At 64.3% G+C, this 15,991-nt stretch carries 10 protein-coding genes and 1 tRNA gene; 3 read left to right on the forward strand and 8 right to left on the reverse strand.

All coding sequences use genetic code 11. The annotated features are described in order from the left end of the window. Positions 1 to 19: 19 nt before the first annotated feature. A complete protein-coding gene (gene dnaE, locus CA2_RS13990; protein ID WP_042418524.1) occupies positions 20 to 3,568 on the reverse strand; it encodes a DNA polymerase III subunit alpha in 3,549 nt (1,182 codons plus the stop codon). A 196-nt stretch (positions 3,569 to 3,764) separates the two neighbouring features. Here dnaE and CA2_RS13995 point away from each other — a divergent pair, with 196 nt between their 5' ends. Together CA2_RS13995 and CA2_RS14000 are read left to right on the forward strand one after the other, a co-directional pair. Continuing rightward, positions 3,765 to 4,559, forward strand: a complete 795-nt coding sequence (locus CA2_RS13995; RefSeq protein WP_042418525.1) for an outer membrane protein assembly factor BamD — start codon at positions 3,765 to 3,767, stop codon at positions 4,557 to 4,559. A gap of 108 nt (positions 4,560 to 4,667) precedes the next feature. Beyond that, a tRNA-Val gene (locus CA2_RS14000) sits at positions 4,668 to 4,744 on the forward strand. 125 nt (positions 4,745 to 4,869) lie between these two features. Here CA2_RS14000 and yoaA read toward each other — a convergent pair. The 3 genes from yoaA to zapE form a co-directional block, all read right to left on the reverse strand. Then, on the reverse strand, positions 4,870 to 6,903 hold the full coding sequence (gene yoaA / locus CA2_RS14005; protein WP_052369948.1) for a DNA repair helicase YoaA: 2,034 nt from the start codon (positions 6,901 to 6,903) through the stop codon (positions 4,870 to 4,872). A 107-nt stretch (positions 6,904 to 7,010) separates the two neighbouring features. Next, positions 7,011 to 7,700 carry a hypothetical protein gene (locus CA2_RS14010; RefSeq protein ID WP_042418526.1) on the reverse strand — a complete coding sequence of 230 codons (690 nt, stop codon included), beginning with the start codon at positions 7,698 to 7,700 and terminating at the stop codon, positions 7,011 to 7,013. 10 nt (positions 7,701 to 7,710) lie between these two features. Further along, the gene (zapE, locus tag CA2_RS14015) at positions 7,711 to 8,808 is read right to left on the reverse strand and encodes a cell division protein ZapE (protein WP_042418527.1); all 1,098 of its coding nucleotides are present in this window, start codon (positions 8,806 to 8,808) and stop codon (positions 7,711 to 7,713) included. A 255-nt stretch (positions 8,809 to 9,063) separates the two neighbouring features. Here zapE and CA2_RS14020 point away from each other — a divergent pair, with 255 nt between their 5' ends. Continuing rightward, complete coding sequence (locus CA2_RS14020) at positions 9,064 to 9,897, forward strand: PA3715 family protein (protein ID WP_042418528.1); 834 nt, start codon at positions 9,064 to 9,066, stop codon at positions 9,895 to 9,897. 185 nt (positions 9,898 to 10,082) lie between these two features. Here the strand turns inward: CA2_RS14020 and lpdA are convergent, their stop codons facing one another. The 4 genes from lpdA to CA2_RS18400 form a co-directional block, all read right to left on the reverse strand. Further along, a complete protein-coding gene (lpdA, locus tag CA2_RS14025; protein ID WP_042418529.1) occupies positions 10,083 to 11,510 on the reverse strand; it encodes a dihydrolipoyl dehydrogenase in 1,428 nt (475 codons plus the stop codon). 93 nt (positions 11,511 to 11,603) lie between these two features. Further along, on the reverse strand, positions 11,604 to 12,836 hold the full coding sequence (odhB, locus tag CA2_RS14030) for a 2-oxoglutarate dehydrogenase complex dihydrolipoyllysine-residue succinyltransferase (RefSeq protein ID WP_042418532.1): 1,233 nt from the start codon (positions 12,834 to 12,836) through the stop codon (positions 11,604 to 11,606). 58 nt (positions 12,837 to 12,894) lie between these two features. Then, complete coding sequence (locus CA2_RS14035; protein WP_042418535.1) at positions 12,895 to 15,774, reverse strand: 2-oxoglutarate dehydrogenase E1 component; 2,880 nt, start codon at positions 15,772 to 15,774, stop codon at positions 12,895 to 12,897. Beyond that, positions 15,771 to 15,991 (reverse strand): hypothetical protein (locus tag CA2_RS18400; RefSeq protein ID WP_217997642.1); only part of this gene is annotated, 221 nt, incomplete at its 5' end. The genes CA2_RS14035 and CA2_RS18400, both read right to left, overlap by 4 nt.

The following is a 15,991-nucleotide window of genomic DNA, read 5'->3' on the forward strand; positions in this document are numbered from 1 at the left end:
GGGTCTGAGGACGGCGGCCTCAAGCGTTGCGCCACACCAGTTGGCAGCTGGCCGTGCCGACTTCGGCACGCCATGCCGCCAGGGCCGCATCGCTGGGGTAGAACTTGTGCTGCTCGCCCAGATCGACTTCGGCCAAGGCCGCCATCCCATCGGCCTCGCAGCGCACGCCCAGGCGCACGCGCAGGCCACGCCGCAGTTCGCCCTCTGGCGTGACCTCGCGCTGCGCCGGGAACTCCCGCAGCAGGCGCTGCACATCCGGCAGCTTGTGGGCAGCATCCACCTGCAGATAGCGCGCAAAGCGGCAGCGCGCATCGGCCAGGCTGAACACGTTCTGCGCCTTGATGCGCAGGCCACCACTGAAGTGGTCGTGCTGCACGCGACCGCTGAGCACCACGAACTCGTCGTCCTTGAGCAGATCACTGTGGGCATTCAGCGTGGCCTCGTCCACCGAGGCCTCCAGCACCGCACTCTTGTCGTCCAGCTTGAACAGGCACAGCTTGCCGCGCTGGCCGTTGATCACGCGCAGATCACTCACGATGCCGGCCAGCAACTGCGGCTCGCGACTGTCGCCCAGCTCGCTCAACGGGGTGCGCAGGAAGTTGCGCACTTCGTGCTCCACCTCGTCGAACAGGTGGCCCGACAGGTAAAAACCCACCGCCAGCTTTTCCTGCGTCAGGCGCTCCTTGACGCCCCAGGGCAGGACTTCGGCCAGGGCCGGCTCCTGGGTGCTGGAGCCCTGGGCATCGTCGCCCATCATGTCGAACAGACCGCCCTGGTTGGCATTCGCCAGTTGGGCGTTCGCGTACTCGAACGCATGGTCGATCGATGCCACCAGCGCCGCGCGGTCCAGGTGGATGCTGTCGAAGGCCCCGGCCTTGATCAGAGCCTCCAGCGTGCGCTTGTTCAGCTTGCTGCGGTCCACGCGCGCACAGAAGTCGCACAGGCTCTTGAAGGGTCCCTTGACATGCCCGTCCGGACCCACGCCCTGACCTTCGCGCGCGGCGATGATGGCTTCGATCGCCTGCTGACCCGTGCCCTTGATCGCACCCAGGCCATAGCGGATGACCTGGTCCGTGACGGGCTCAAAGCGGTATACGCCGCGGTTGACGTCGGGCATCTCGAAGCTCATGCCCATCTTCAGCGCATCTTCGTACAGCACCTTGAGTTTGTCGGTGTTGTCCATTTCCACGGTCATATTCCCGCAGAAAAATTCCGCCGTGTAGTGCACCTTGAGCCAGGCCGTGTGGTATGCCAGCAGCGAATAGGCGGCCGCGTGCGACTTGTTGAAGCCGTAACCCGCAAATTTCTCCATCAGGTCGAACACTTCACCGGCCTTGTGCTCATCGATGCCCTGCTTGGCCGCGCCTTCGCAGAAGGTGGCGCGGTGCTTGACCATCTCCTCCACTTTCTTCTTGCCCATGGCCCGGCGCAGCAAGTCGGCACCACCAAGCGAATAACCGCCCAGCACCTGGGCCGTCTGCATCACCTGCTCCTGGTAGACCATGATGCCGTAGGTTTCAGCCAGCACCTGCTCCACCAGCGGGTGCGGGTACTCGATCTGCTCGCGCCCGTGCTTGCGCGCCACGAAGGACGGGATCAGGTCCATGGGGCCGGGACGGTACAGCGCGTTCAGCGCGATCAGGTCTTCCAGGCGCGAAGGCTTGGCGTCACGCAACATGCCCTGCATGCCGCGCGATTCAAACTGGAACACGGCCTCGGTCTTGCCCTCCTGGAACAGCTTGTAGGTCGGGTAGTCGTCCAGGGGGATTTCCTCGAAACGGAAGTTCTCCTGGCCCTTGTGGCGCTTCATGATGAACTCGCGCGCAATCTCCAGGATGGTCAGCGTCGCCAGGCCTAGGAAGTCGAACTTCACAAGGCCGATCTGCTCCACGTCGTCCTTGTCGAACATGGCCACCGCCGAATCGCTGCCCGGCTGCTGGTACAAGGGGCAAAAATCCGTCAGCTTGCCCGGCGCGATCACCACCCCCCCGGCGTGCATGCCGATGTTGCGGGTCATGCCTTCAAGCTTTTGCGCCAGCTCGATCAGGTTCTTGACGTCTTCCTCCTGCTCGATGCGCTGCGCCAGCACGGGCTCCGCCTCGATCGCATAGGTGTACTTGTCGCCCTCCTTCTTGGGATTGGGCGGGTACTTCAGGGTGACGTGCAAGCCCGGCTTGTTCGGGATCAGCTTGGAGATGCCGTCACAGAAGGTGTAGCTCATGTCCATGGCCCGGCCCACGTCGCGGATCACCGCCCGTGCGGCCATGGTGCCGAAGGTCGCGATCTGGCTGACCGCATTGCGACCGTAGCGGTCCTTCACGTAGTCGATCACCCGGTCGCGGTTGGCCTGGCAGAAGTCCACGTCGAAGTCGGGCATGGAAACCCGCTCGGGGTTCAGGAAACGTTCGAACAGCAGGTTGTAGTGGATGGGATCCAGGTCCGTGATCTGCAGCACATAGGCCACCAGCGAGCCCGCCCCCGAGCCACGGCCCGGGCCCACCGGGCAGCCGTTGTTCTTGGCCCAGTTGATGAAGTCCGCCACGATCAGGAAGTAGCCGGGAAAGCCCATCTTCAAAATGATGCCCAGCTCAAACTCCAGGCGTTCCACGTACTGCGGGCGCTTGGCGTTGCGCACGGCGGCATCGGGGAACAGCAGCACCAGGCGCTCTTCCAGCCCCTCGAAGGAGGCACGGCGGAAGTAGTCCGCGATTGACATGCCATTCGGCGTGGGGAAGTCCGGCAGGAAATACTTGCCCAGCAGCAGGGAGACGCTGCAGCGGCGGGCGATTTCCACCGTGTTCTCGATGGCCGAGGGAATGTCGGCGAACAGCTGCTCCATGTCGGCGCTGCTCTTGAAATACTGCTCCCGCGTGAACCGGCGCACCCGCTTGGGATTGCCCAGCACCTCACCTTCGGAAATGCACACCCGAGTTTCGTGGGATTCGTAATCCGTCGGCTTGTAGAACTGGATCGGGTGCGTGGCCACCACCGGCAGGTGCAGGCGCGCCGCCAGCTGCACGGTCTGCATCACCAGCTTTTCGTCCTCGCTGCGCCCGGCGCGCTGCAACTCCAGGTAAAAGCGGTGCGGGAACATGCTCGCCAGCTGCAGCGCCATGTCCGCCGCGCCCTGGGTGTCCCCCCGCAGCAAGGCCTGACCGATCGGCCCGGCGTTCGCCCCGGACAGCAGCAGCAGGCCCTCGCCCAGTTCCTGCAACCACTCCCATTTGAAAAACGGCTGCGCCTGGACCTTGGAGACATTGCCGGTCCAGCCCCGCGCCAGGATTTCCGACAGGTTGTGGTAGCCATGCTGACTTTGCACCAGCACCAGCACCCGACTGGTGGGACCGCCCGCCGCTAGCCCTTCCATGTTGAGCTCTGCGCCCAGGATGGGCTTCACACCCTTGCCCCGGCCAGCCTTGTAGAACTTCAGCGCCCCGAACAGGTTGTTCAGATCGGTAATGGCCAGCGCGGGCTGGCTGTCCGCCGCCGCAGCGTTGATAACGTCATTGATACGACAAGTTCCATCGACGACGGAGAACTCGGTGTGCAGGCGCAAGTGAACAAACATATGGGGTTGATTGTAGAAAAAGACGGAGCCTCCTTGACCAAGCCGCCGCCATGCCCACAGCCATCCACGGATGGCCATGCGCTTTCGGGGGACCAGATTTAGCCCTATACAATGCACCTCACATTACGGATTGCGGGCTGTCCCTGGGCGGCCCGACTCGGAACTCGTTTCAACTTCTGCCCGAAAGCTGTTTGTCATGCTGCGTATTTCACGACCTGTTCTTGCTGCTGCGTTTGCAGCCGGCCTGCTGGCTGGTTGCTCTTCGACCAAAGAAGACCCCACAGCAAACTGGTCCCCCGATCGCATCTACACCGAAGCCCGGGACGAAGCCACGGCCGGCGCCTTCGACAAGGCCGTGCCGCTGTTCGAAAAGCTGGAAGGTCGCGCCGCGGGCACCCCACTGGCCCAGCAAGCCCAGATCGAGAAGGCCTACGCCCAGTACAAGGCCGGTGAAAAGGAGCAGGCCCATGCCACGCTGGACCGCTTCATCCGCTTGCACCCCACCAGCCCCGCCATCGACTACGCGCTGTACCTCAAGGGCCTGGTGAACTTCAACGACAACCTGGGCATGTTTGCCTGGCTGTCGCGCCAGGACCTGTCCGAGCGTGACCAGAAGGCCGCCAAGGACTCCTACGAATCCTTCCACGAGCTGACCAGCCGCTTCCCGGCCTCGCGCTACGCCCCCGATGCCCGCCAGCGCATGACTTACATCGTCAACTCGCTGGCGCAGTACGAAGTGCACGTGGCCCGCTACTACTACAACCGTGGTGCCTACGTGGCAGCAATCGCCCGCGCCCAGACCGCGCTGGCCGACTACCAGGGTGTGCCCGCCAGCCAGGAAGCGCTGGACATCCTCGTCAACTCCTACGACAAGCTGGGCATGAACGACCTGCGCGACGACGCCAAGCGCGTGCGCGAGGCCAACTTTGCGAATGCGCCCGACGCCACCAAGACCACCCAGAAAAAAGGCCCGTGGTGGAAACTCTGGTGATGGCCTGGGTGGACCGCCCAGCGCACCGCCCTTTTCCACTGGAAATTTTTGCGCATTTACCGTGAAGGCACTTAGAAAGCTGCTATAGTTTGTGCTTCGAACAAACACAGGCGCGTAGCTCAGTTGGTTAGAGCACCACCTTGACATGGTGGGGGTCGTTGGTTCGAATCCAATCGCGCCTACCAAATACCGCAAGCCCAACCCGCTTGCCCGAATGCCCGCTAACACGCGGGCATTTTGCTTTTTAGGCTCCCGATGACGACTGCGGAGCAAGCGCACGCCGCACAGCCGGGCACCGCGCAACTGCCCGTCAGACCTCCTCGACCGGCGATGCCCCCTCGGCCAGCCGGGCCAGGGCCTGGCGCCAGGCTGCGGTCGAGCCAATCCGGTGCATCGCCGGCAAGGCCTGGACGAGCCGCCGACCATAGGCCTTGGTGCGCAGACGCACATCAGCCACCACCAGGATGCCGCGGTCGGTTTCACGCCTGATCAGGCGGCCTGCGCCCTGCTTCAAGGCCATGGCCGCCTCCGGCAACATGTAGTCGGCAAAGGGGCTGCGACCGACCGCCTCCAGCTGGCGCGAGCGCGCCTCCACCAGCGGATCGTCCGGCGGCGGAAATGGCAGCTTGTCGATCACCACCAGCTGCAGCGCATCGCCTGGAATGTCCACCCCCTCCCAGAAGGTCGACGAGGCCACCAGCACGCAACCGCGCCCCTGGACAGTGCCAGCACGAAAACGCTCCATCAGCACATGCTTGGGGCTCTGCCCCTGGACCAGCACATCCACCGGCTCCAGCAGGCCCAAGCGCTGCTGCAGGTGCTGGCCAATGCTGTCCAACGCCTTGAGCGTGGTGGTCAGCACCAGCGTGCGCCCACCCAGCGCCAGGGCCCCTTCGGCCGCCAGCTGCGCCACGGCGGCACTGTGGGCGGCCTGCTGCGCGGGCTCGGGCATGTCTTCGGGCACGTACAGCACGGCCTGTCGGGCATAGTCGAACGGACTGTCCACCTTGAGCACCTGGGTCGAGCGCAGGCCGCAGGTTTCCGTGAACCAGCGCAGGTCCGCGTCATCCCCCAGCGTGGCCGAGGTGAAGATCCAGGCACGGGGTGCCGCCGGCGGCGTGCCCCCCTCTTCCTCCGCCTCAGGTTCCATGTGCGCGCGCATCAGCCGCGCAATGCTCAGCGGCGACTCCATCAGCTTCAGGTGCTGGCGCGTCACCTCCAGCCAGCGCACGGCGTCATCGGGCACCGGCTGGGCAAAGCTGGCCAGCTGGGACAGCAGGCGCGCACCGCGCTCGTACAGCGGCAACAGGGCGCGGGCGGTTTCCGCCACCTTGGCCAAGGCCAGCAGCAGCGCGCGCAGGGCCTGGCCCACGGCATGCAGCCCCTGGCGCCAGCTGGCCTCGGGCAAGCCCTCCGGCGCCATGCCCAGCCAGCGCAGGCGACTGCCGGGCGGGCATGCGCCTCCGACGGCACGCCAGGCGTTGATGGCCTGCTCCAGCTGTGCCAGCAGCTGCATCCAGTCGGCCAGCCCACGCGCATGCAGGGTCACATCCGCCAGCACATCCTTGATGTAGCCCTGCAGCTGGCGCGTGCCCAGGGTCCAGCCGGCAAACTGGATGCCGGTTTCATTGAGCTGGTGCGCCTCGTCCAGCACCACGACGCCGGCCGAGGGCAGCAACTGCGCCACGCCGGAATCGCGCACCTCCATGTCGGCAAAGAACAGGTGGTGATTGACCACGCACACATCGGCGGCCAGGGCCTGGGCGCGTGCGGTGTTGACGTGGCACTGCTCCCAGTGGGCGCAGGCGCTGCCCACGCAGTTGTCCTTGGTCGACGTCACCATGGCCGCGACGGTAGAGTTTTCCACCCAGCCCGGCAGCTCGGCCAGATCACCGCTGCGGGTGCCGTGCGACCAGTCCTGCACCCGCGCCACGGCGCGCAGCACCTGCGGGTCCAGCGGCACCCGGCTTTGGTGCACCTGGCCCAGGCGGTGCAAGCACAGGTAGCTGGAACGCCCCTTGAGCCGCGCCACCCGCAGGGGCAGGCCCAGGGCCTGGACCAGGCGCGGCACATCGCGCAGGAACAGCTGGTCCTGCAGCGCCTTGGTGGCCGTGGAAATGAGCACCCGCTGGCCGCTGAGCAGGGCTGGCACCAGGTAGGAGAAAGTCTTGCCGACGCCGGTGCCCGCCTCGACCACCAGCACGCCGCCGTCTTCCACAGTGCGCGCCACGGCCAGGGCCATGGCCGTCTGGCCGGGGCGTGGGCGAAAGTGCGGCTCTGCACGCGCCAGCCAGCCATCCTGGACAAAGGCGGCGACCACTTGGTCGTGCAGGTTCAGGGGCAGCAAGGTGTTTTCAATAAAAAGTGAGCTGGTTGCGCAAGTTTTTTAGGCGTTTCAAATATAAAACCATGTGAAACGCGCGATAGGCTTGCGCCAACAGCTCCTCTTTTTTAGGGCTGCGGCAAGCCCTTGGGAGTGGGCAAGGGTTCGCCACGGCGCGGTTCTGCGCCACGGGCGCGGCGCGCCTCGGCCGCCTTTTGCTTGTCCTGCAGCGCCTGCACGCGCTGGGCGCGCTCGGCCTCGGACTTGGCCTCGCGCTCGGCCACCCCGGCGGTGTGCGCCGCCTCGCGCTGCGCCTGGGCGGCAGCCCGCTGCTGGGCCGCAGTCTGGCGCTTCTGCTGCTCGCGGGCCAGCTCCGCCGGCGTCTTGACCGCCGGCTGGGCGCCCTGCTTGGTGCTGGAGGTCATGGGCGCCGGTGCGTGCTTTTCGCGCTGCTTTTGCTCGATGGCCCGCAGGCGCTCGCTGGCCTTTTCCTGGCGCTCCTCGCTGTTGATGCGCAGCTCGCGCTCGCGCAGCGCGGTGTCCTGCTCGCGCGCCTGGGCGCGGACCTCGCGCAGGCAGTTGTCCACCGCAAAGCGCTGCCAGCAGGCTTTCTCGCCCTCCACCCTGCGGGCGTCGATCTGGGACCGCGTGTGCAGGATGTCCTGGCGCTCCTGCGCACGCTGCTGTGCGCGCTGTTGCAGCTCCTGGGGGGACGGTGCGGCATCGGCCGCAGGCACAGGCTGGGCCTGGACCGAAAATGCCAGCCAGCCCAGGGTCAGCCAGCAGCCCGTACGCGTCAACAAGCAAGCAGATGTCATAGCTCTCAAATCAGGTCAGCCCGGTGTCCACCACCCGGCGCTCCAGCGCCAGGAACTCCTGGGATTGCATTTCGTTCAAGCGTGACACTGTACGCGGAAACTCGTGGGCCAACGGGCCTTCGGTGTACAGCTGCTCGGGCGGCACGGCGGCCGACATGATCAGCTTGACGCGCCGGTCGTAAAGCACGTCCACCAGCCAGGTGAAGCGGCGCGCCGGCGAGGCCATGTTGACCGGCATGTAGGGTACGTTGGACAGCAGCACGGTGTGGAATTGCGAGGCGATTTCCAGGTAATCGTTCTGCGAGCGCGGGTTGTCGCACAGCTCGCGGAAGTCGAACCAGATCACGCCACCGGCGCGGCGCAGGGGCTTGAGTTCGCGCGACTCGATCTTGAAGACCGGCTTCTCGTCGGGCACATCGGCCAGCTTCTCGAACGCATCCTTCATCGAGGCGTCCGCCTGCGGCCCCAGCGGGCAGTGGTAGAGCTGGACCATCTCCAGCGTGCGGCGGCGGTAGTCCGTGCCGTTGTCCACATTGACCACGTCCATGCGGGCGTTGAGCAGGTCGATCGCCGGCAGGATGCGGTCGCGGTGCAGCCCGTCAGGGTACAGGCCGTCGGGCGTGAAATTGGAGGTGGTGACAAAGCCCACGCCATTGTCGAACAACGACACCAGCAGGCGGTGCAGGATCATGGCGTCGGTGATGTCGGCCACGTGGAACTCGTCAAAGCAGATCAGCTTGTAGCGCTTGGCGATCTTGGCACCCAGCGCATCCAGCGGGTTCTGCGTGCCTTGCAGCAGGTGCAGCTCGCGGTGCACTTCGCGCATGAATTCGTGGAAGTGCAGGCGCACCTTGCGCTTGATCGGCACGGCATTGAAAAAGCAGTCCATCAGGAAGCTCTTGCCCCGTCCGACCCCGCCGTACATATAGACGCCGCGCGGAATTTCCGGCTTCTGGAACAGCTTCTTGATCGCATTCGAGCGCTTGGATTTGTAAGCCGCCCAGTCATCGGCGCAGCGCTGCAACGCATCCACGGCGCGCAGCTGCGCAGGATCGGCGGTAAAGCCCTTGGCAGCCAGCTCGGCCTCGTACGCTTGTCTCACATTCACCTTCTACCTCCAACACGGGTCCATGGCTCAAGCATGCACTCGCGTTCAGCCAAGTCTCAGGGGGAAGGAGGCGAGGATGGGGGCACGCGACACAGGTCCATCGGTGCACGGCGTCGCAGCAGGCGCGCGGACAGCAGATCCGCAGGGGCTTGTGGGTATCATGTCGAGCCAACGACAAACCTGCATTCTAGCTGCCTGCACAGGCGCTTGCGTGCCAGCACAGCGGTCGCTGCAGCGCCCCCTCTCCCGCCTTCCATGCACCGCCCCCATCTCCTGCGCCACACCGCCCTATCGCTCGCGGTCCTGCTGGCCGCGGCCAGTGCCAGCCCCTCCGCCTGGGCGACCGACGAACAGGCCTGCGCCCCCAGCACCATCGCCGCCGTGGCACGCTGGGCCGGCGTCAGCGGCCCACTGGTGCCCTGGGAGACGCCAGGTGGCCTGATCGCGGCAGCGGCCTGCAAGCCCTTGCCCGATGCGCCGGAGACCACCATCGCCGCCATCGCCTTCGACACCCTGCAGGAAGGCCCTACCCAGGGCGACGGCAGCAAGCTGCAGGTGGTGGCCCTGGTCAAGCACGGCGCGGTTGTCGCCGCCCACCGCTCGCAGATCGAAGAGGACGCCACCACCGCCGTGGGCCGCTACCGCATCGACACGGCGCGCTACAGGCTCAGCCCCAGGGTGCGCGCCTTCGGCACGGTGTTCCACAGCCACGCCCTGGGCGCGCGCTGCGGCGACGCGAATGCCGGCTCCGAGCTGACGCTGTGGGTGCGCGAAGGCCCGCAACTGCGCCCCGTGCTGGGCACCAACCTGCAGGGCTGGATCAGCATCGTGGGCACGCCGTGCATGCTGCAAGAGCGCTTGCAGCGCAGCGAAGAGGCCCGAATCACCCTAGCCGTGGAAAAGACCAGCCGCCATGGCTTCGCCGACCTGTCCCTGACCGCGCACGTTACTCAGTACGACGTGCGCGACGGTGCGGCCGGGCAGACCCGCCAGCGCCGGGTGCGCACCGTGCTGCGCTATGACGGCCAGTCGTATGGCAGCGACATGTTCCGCGACTTCTGGTACCCAGCCAGCCTGCGCCGCCCCTGAGACCTGCCCTGCGCACGCTGCAGACGCCAGCCTGCGGTCTGTACGGTGGCCGGATGTGTCCGCAAGGCATGCATTGCCGGAATGCCTGCTGCCCCTGGCCCTGCATCACTCAGCGCCCCTAAAAAAAATAGCTGCCAGCGCCCTATCCACGGGCGCTGGCAGCTATTTACGGCTTGAAACTTGGTTTAGAAGTTCAGCGTACGCTTGTCCACGGCCAGGGCAGCTTCCTTGGTCGCTTCCGACAGCGAGGGGTGGGCGTGGCAGATGCGGGCGATGTCTTCGCTCGAGGCCTTGAACTCCATGGCCACCACAGCTTCGGAGATCAGCTCGGACACCATGGGGCCCACCATGTGCACGCCCAGGATTTCGTCGGTCTCGGCATCGGCCAGGAACTTCACCATGCCGGTGGTGTCACCGAGGGCACGCGCACGGCCATTGGCCAGGAACGGGAAGGAGCCGGCCTTGTACTTCACGCCGTCGGCCTTCAGTTGCTGCTCGGTACGACCCACCCAGGCGATTTCAGGGCTGGTGTAGATCACCCAGGGGATGGTGGCGAAGTTCACGTGGCCGTGCTGGCCAGCAATGCGCTCTGCCACGGCCACGCCTTCTTCCTCGGCCTTGTGCGCCAGCATGGGGCCACGCACCACGTCACCCACCGCCCACACGCCGGGCAGGTTGGTCTTGCAATCGCCGTCGACCACGATGGCACCGCGCTCGTCCAGCTGCAGGCCCACGGCCTCGGCATTCAGACCGTTGGTGTTGGGCACGCGGCCGATCGACACCACCAGCTTGTCGGCTTCCAGCACCTGGGCTTCGCCCTTGGCGTTGGTGTATTCCAGCTTCACGCCGGCACCGGAGGTGTCGACGTTGCCGATCTTCACGCCCAGCTCGATCTTCAGACCTTGCTTGTCGAAGGACTTCTTGGCTTCCTTGGCGATCTGCTCGTCGACCGCCGACAGGAAGGCAGGCGCGCCTTCCAGCACGGTCACTTCGGCACCCAGGCGGCGCCACACGGAGCCCATTTCCAGGCCGATCACGCCCGCGCCGATCAACGCCAGCTTCTTGGGCGTAGCGCCCACGCGCAGCGCGCCGTCGTTGGACAGCACCTTGTCTTCGTCGAAAGGCAGGCCGGGCAAGGCACGGGCGTTCGAGCCGGTGGCCACCACGATCTGTGCGCCGACCAGGGTTTCTTCGGTCTTGCCGGCCACCTTGATCTCATAGCCGCCGTCCACGGCCTTCACAAACGAAGCCGTACCGTGGAAGAAAGTGACCTTGTTCTTCTTGAACAGGTACAGGATGCCGTCGTTGTTCTGCTTCACGATGGCGTCCTTGCGGGCGATCATCTTGCTGACGTCCATGGCCACTTCGCCCGTGCTGATGCCGTGGTCGGCAAAGTGCAGCTTGGCGTGTTCAAAGTGCTCGGACGACTGCAGCAGCGCCTTGGAGGGAATGCAACCCACGTTGGTGCAGGTGCCGCCGGGTGCGGGCGTGCCGGCCGTGGTCGACCAGGCGTCGATACAGGCCACGTTCTTGCCCAGCTGGGCCGCGCGGATGGCGGCGATGTAGCCGCCGGGGCCGGCGCCGATCACGATAACGTCAAATTGCTTGCTCATAACTCAAAATCTCTGTGTGTCAGGTGCTTGAAAAAACCCACCGCAGGGCGTGGCCGAGGGTGGGTTTTCGTCGAGGTTCGAACCCTGTGGGGATTACAGGTCAAACAGCAGGCGGGAAGGATCTTCCAGCGCGTCCTTCATGGCCACCAGGCCCAGCACGGCTTCGCGGCCGTCGATGATGCGGTGGTCATACGACATGGCGAAGTAGTTCATGGGGCGCACCACGACCTGGCCGTTTTCAACCACGGCGCGGTCCTTGGTGGCGTGCACGCCCAGGATGGCGGACTGTGGGGGGTTGATGATGGGGGTAGACATCATCGAGCCGAAGGTACCACCGTTGGAGATCGAGAAGGTACCACCGGTCATCTCTTCGATGCCCAGCTTGCCGTCGGCGGCCTTCTTGCCGAATTCAGCGATCTTCTTTTCGATGTCGGCAAAGCTCATCTGGTCGGCGTTGCGCAGGATGGGCACCACCAGGCCACGGGGCGAACCCACGGCGATACCGATGTCGAAGTAGCCGTGGTAGACGATGTCGTTGCCGTCCACCGAAGCGTTCAGCACGGGGTACTTCTTCAGGGCATGCACGGCCGCCTTCACGAAGAAGGACATGAAGCCCAGCTTCACGCCGTGTTCCTTGGTGAAGTCGTCCTGGAACTTCTTGCGCAGCGCCATCACGGGCGCCATGTTGATTTCGTTGAACGTCGTCAGGATGGCGTTGGTGGATTGCGACTGCAGCAGACGCTCGGCCACACGGGCACGCAGACGTGTCATGGGCACGCGCTGCTCGGGGCGACCCGACAGGTCTTCCTTGACGGCAGGTGCTGCCACCTGGGGCAAGGCAGCCTTGGGAGCGCCCGTGGGGATGCTGGCGCCCGCCTTGATGGCGGACAGGGCATCACCCTTGGTCACACGGCCATCCTTGCCTGTGCCAGCCACATTGGCGGCGGACAGGTTGTTCTCGGCCAGCAGCTTGGCAGCAGCAGGCATGGCCACATCGCCCTTGTTGGCGGCAGCGGCAGGCGCAGCAACCGGTGCAGCGGCGGCGGCAGGGGCTGCAGCCGCAGGTGCGGCAGCGCCGGCCACGGCTTCGGTGTCGATCTTGGCGATCAGTTGGTCAGCGGTCACGGTGGCACCGTCACCTTGAACGATTTCGGTCAGCACGCCAGCAGCGGGGGCGGGCACTTCCAGCACGACCTTGTCGGTTTCGATTTCGATCAGGATTTCGTCCACGGCGACAGCTTCGCCGGGCTTCTTCTTCCAAGTCAGCATGGTCGCTTCGGCGATGGACTCGGACAGCTGGGGAACTTTAACTTCTACGATTGCCATTTTTAATTCTTTCCAAAAAGTGGGGGACGCCCCTGCCTAAGCAGGGGTTGTGCCTGGATTACTTGGTCAGGACAAAGCCTTTGAGCTTGGCGAACGCGGCTTCCACCAGGTTCTTTTGCTGCTCAGCGTGCAAGTGGGCATAACCCACAGCTGGCGATGCAGAGGCTGCACGACCGGCGTAACCCAGCTTCTGGCCTTCTTGCATGTTCTCGTAGATGTTGTGCTGGATGAAGAACCACGCGCCTTGGTTTTGTGGCTCGTCCTGGCACCACACCAGTTCCTTGGCATTGGCGTACTTCTTGACTTCGGCTTCGAAGGCCTTGTGCGGGAAGGGGTACAGCTGTTCCACGCGGATGATGGCGACATCGTCCACTTCCTTCTCGGCACGCTTCTTCACCAGATCGTAGTAGACCTTGCCGGAGCAGGCGATGATGCGCTTGACCTTGTCGGCCTTGGCCACGACGGCGGCATCACGCTCGGGGATCACGGTCTGGAAACCACCGGAGGTGAACTCGGTCAGCGGCGATGTCGCATCCTTGTTACGCAGCAGCGACTTGGGCGTCATGATCACCAAAGGCTTGCGCAGATTGCGCACCATCTGGCGACGCAGCACGTGGAAGATCTGGCTGGCCGTGGTGGGCTGCACGATCTGCATGTTGGTGTCGGCTGCCAGCTGCAGGAAGCGCTCCAGACGCGCCGAGCTGTGCTCGGGGCCCTGACCTTCGTAGCCGTGGGGCAGCATCATGGTCAGACCGTTGACACGGCCCCACTTCACTTCGCCGGAGGCGATGAACTGGTCGATCACCACCTGGGCGCCGTTGGCGAAGTCGCCGAACTGGGCTTCCCAGATCACCAGGGTGTTGGGATCGTTGGAGGCGTAGCCGTATTCAAAGCCCAGCACTGCCTCTTCGGACAAGATGGAGTCGATGACGACGAAGGGCGCCTGGTTCTCGGCCACGTTCTGCAGCGGGATGTAGGTGCCTTCGTTCCACTTTTCACGCTTTTGATCGTGGATCACGGCGTGGCGGTGGGTGAAGGTGCCACGGCCGCAGTCTTCACCAGACAGACGCACGGGGTAGCCCGAGGCCACCAGCGATGCGAAGGCCATGTGCTCACCCATGCCCCAGTCCACGTTGACTTCGCCGCGGCCCATGGCGGCGCGGTCGTCCACCACCTTCTTCACCAGGGAGTGGGGGTTGACGGTCTCGGGCAGCGTGGTGATCTTCTCGGCCAAACGCTTCCATTCGGCCAGAGGAATCGCGGTATCGCCGGCATCGGTCCACTTCTTGCCCAGGAAGGGGCTCCAGTCGACCGCGTACTGGCTCTTGAAGTTGGTCAGCACCACTTCCTGGGTGTGACGGCCTTCGTCCATGGCAGCGCGGTAGGCCTTGGCCATGTCGTCACCCAGGGTCTCGCCCAGGCCTTGGGCTGCCAGCTTGTCGGCATACAGCTTGCGCGTGCCAGGGTGGGCCGCGATCTTCTTGTACATCAGCGGCTGGGTCAGCGCAGGCGTATCTTGCTCGTTGTGACCCAGCTTGCGGAAGCAGACGATGTCCACCACCACGTCCTGCTGGAACTCCATGCGGTAGTCCAGGGCCAGTTGCATGCTCAGTGCCACGGCTTCGGGATCATCACCGTTCACGTGCAGCACGGGCGACTCGACCATCTTCACGATGTCGGTGCAGTAGGTGGTCGAACCCTTGTCGCGGGGGTCAGAGGTGGTGAAACCGATCTGGTTGTTGATGATCAGGTGCACGGTGCCGCCGGTGGAATAACCACGGGTCTGCATCAGTGCCAGGGTTTCCTGGTTCACACCTTGGCCGGCGAAAGCGGCATCGCCGTGCACCAGCACAGGCATCACCTGCTTGCCTTCGGGGTCGTTGCGACGGTCCATGCGCGAACGCACCGAACCTTCGACCACAGGGTTCACGATTTCCAGGTGGGAAGGGTTGAACGCCAGCGACAGATGCACGGGGCCGCCGATGGTCGACACGTCGGAGCTGAAGCCCTGGTGGTACTTCACGTCACCTGCGGGCAGATCTTCGGGCGCAGTGTGCTCGAATTCGGTGAACAGGTCCTTGGGCATCTTGCCCAGGGTATTGACCAGCACGTTCAGACGGCCACGGTGGGCCATGCCGATGACCACTTCCTGGACACCCTTGGCACCGGCCGCATTGATCAGCTCGTCCATCGCCACGATGAAAGACTCCCCGCCTTCCAGCGAGAAGCGCTTCTGGCCCACATACTTGGTGTGCAGGTAGCGTTCCAGGCCTTCGGCCGCAGTCAGGCGGTCCAGGATGCGCTTTTTCTGGTCGGCATTGAAAGCAGGCTTGGAGCGGATGGACTCCAGGCGTTGCTGCCACCAGCGCTTTTGTACCTGGTCGGTGGTGTACATGTACTCGACACCGATGGTGCCGCAGTAGGTCTCGCGCAATGCGTTGAGCAACTCGCGCAAGGACATGGTTTCCTTGCCGAAGAAGGTGTTGCCCACGTTGAACACGGTTTCCTGGTCGGCATCGGTGAAGCCGTAGAACGCAGGATCGAGTTCAGGAATTTCAGGGCGCTCGGTGCGCTTGAGGGGGTCCAGATCGGCCCAGCGTTGGCCGACGTTGCGATAGGCCGCAATCAGCTGTTGTACCGCGGTGCGCTTGCGCCCCAGTTCGGAGTCGGCACCGGAAGCCACGACCACCTTGGTGCCGCCTTGCTTGGCGCGCTCAGCGAAAGCATTGATGACGGGCTGGTGGGGTATGTCTTTGGCGTTGGATCCATCGACTGCAGGAACGTGCTGCAGGGCGTCGAAGTATTCGCGCCAGGAATCGGGAACGCTGCCAGGGTTGGCCAGATAGTTCTCATACATTTCTTCGACGTAAGGGGCATTGCCGCCGAAGAGATAGGTGTTGCCTTGATAGGCTTGGTAGACAGTGGGCTGATCGCTCATATTCCGCTGACCTTCGCTTTCCTGGAGAAAGCTTTAGCTGGTTGGTAAACCTCCCGCGACACGGCTGTACCGATTGGCGGATGCGACTGTGGCAAAGGAAGGGCCTGTTGTTGCTGCGCCATTGTGCCATCGAAAGCACAATTCGTTTGTGAAGGTCTTATGTAAGAGTTGAGGAATTTCATCGTGCATTGCAACAAACACGTGCCTGAAATGTGTA

The sequence above is a fragment of the Comamonas aquatica NBRC 14918 genome (assembly GCF_000739875.1).
In the GTDB taxonomy this organism is placed as follows: Bacteria; Pseudomonadota; Gammaproteobacteria; order Burkholderiales; family Burkholderiaceae_C; genus Comamonas; species Comamonas aquatica.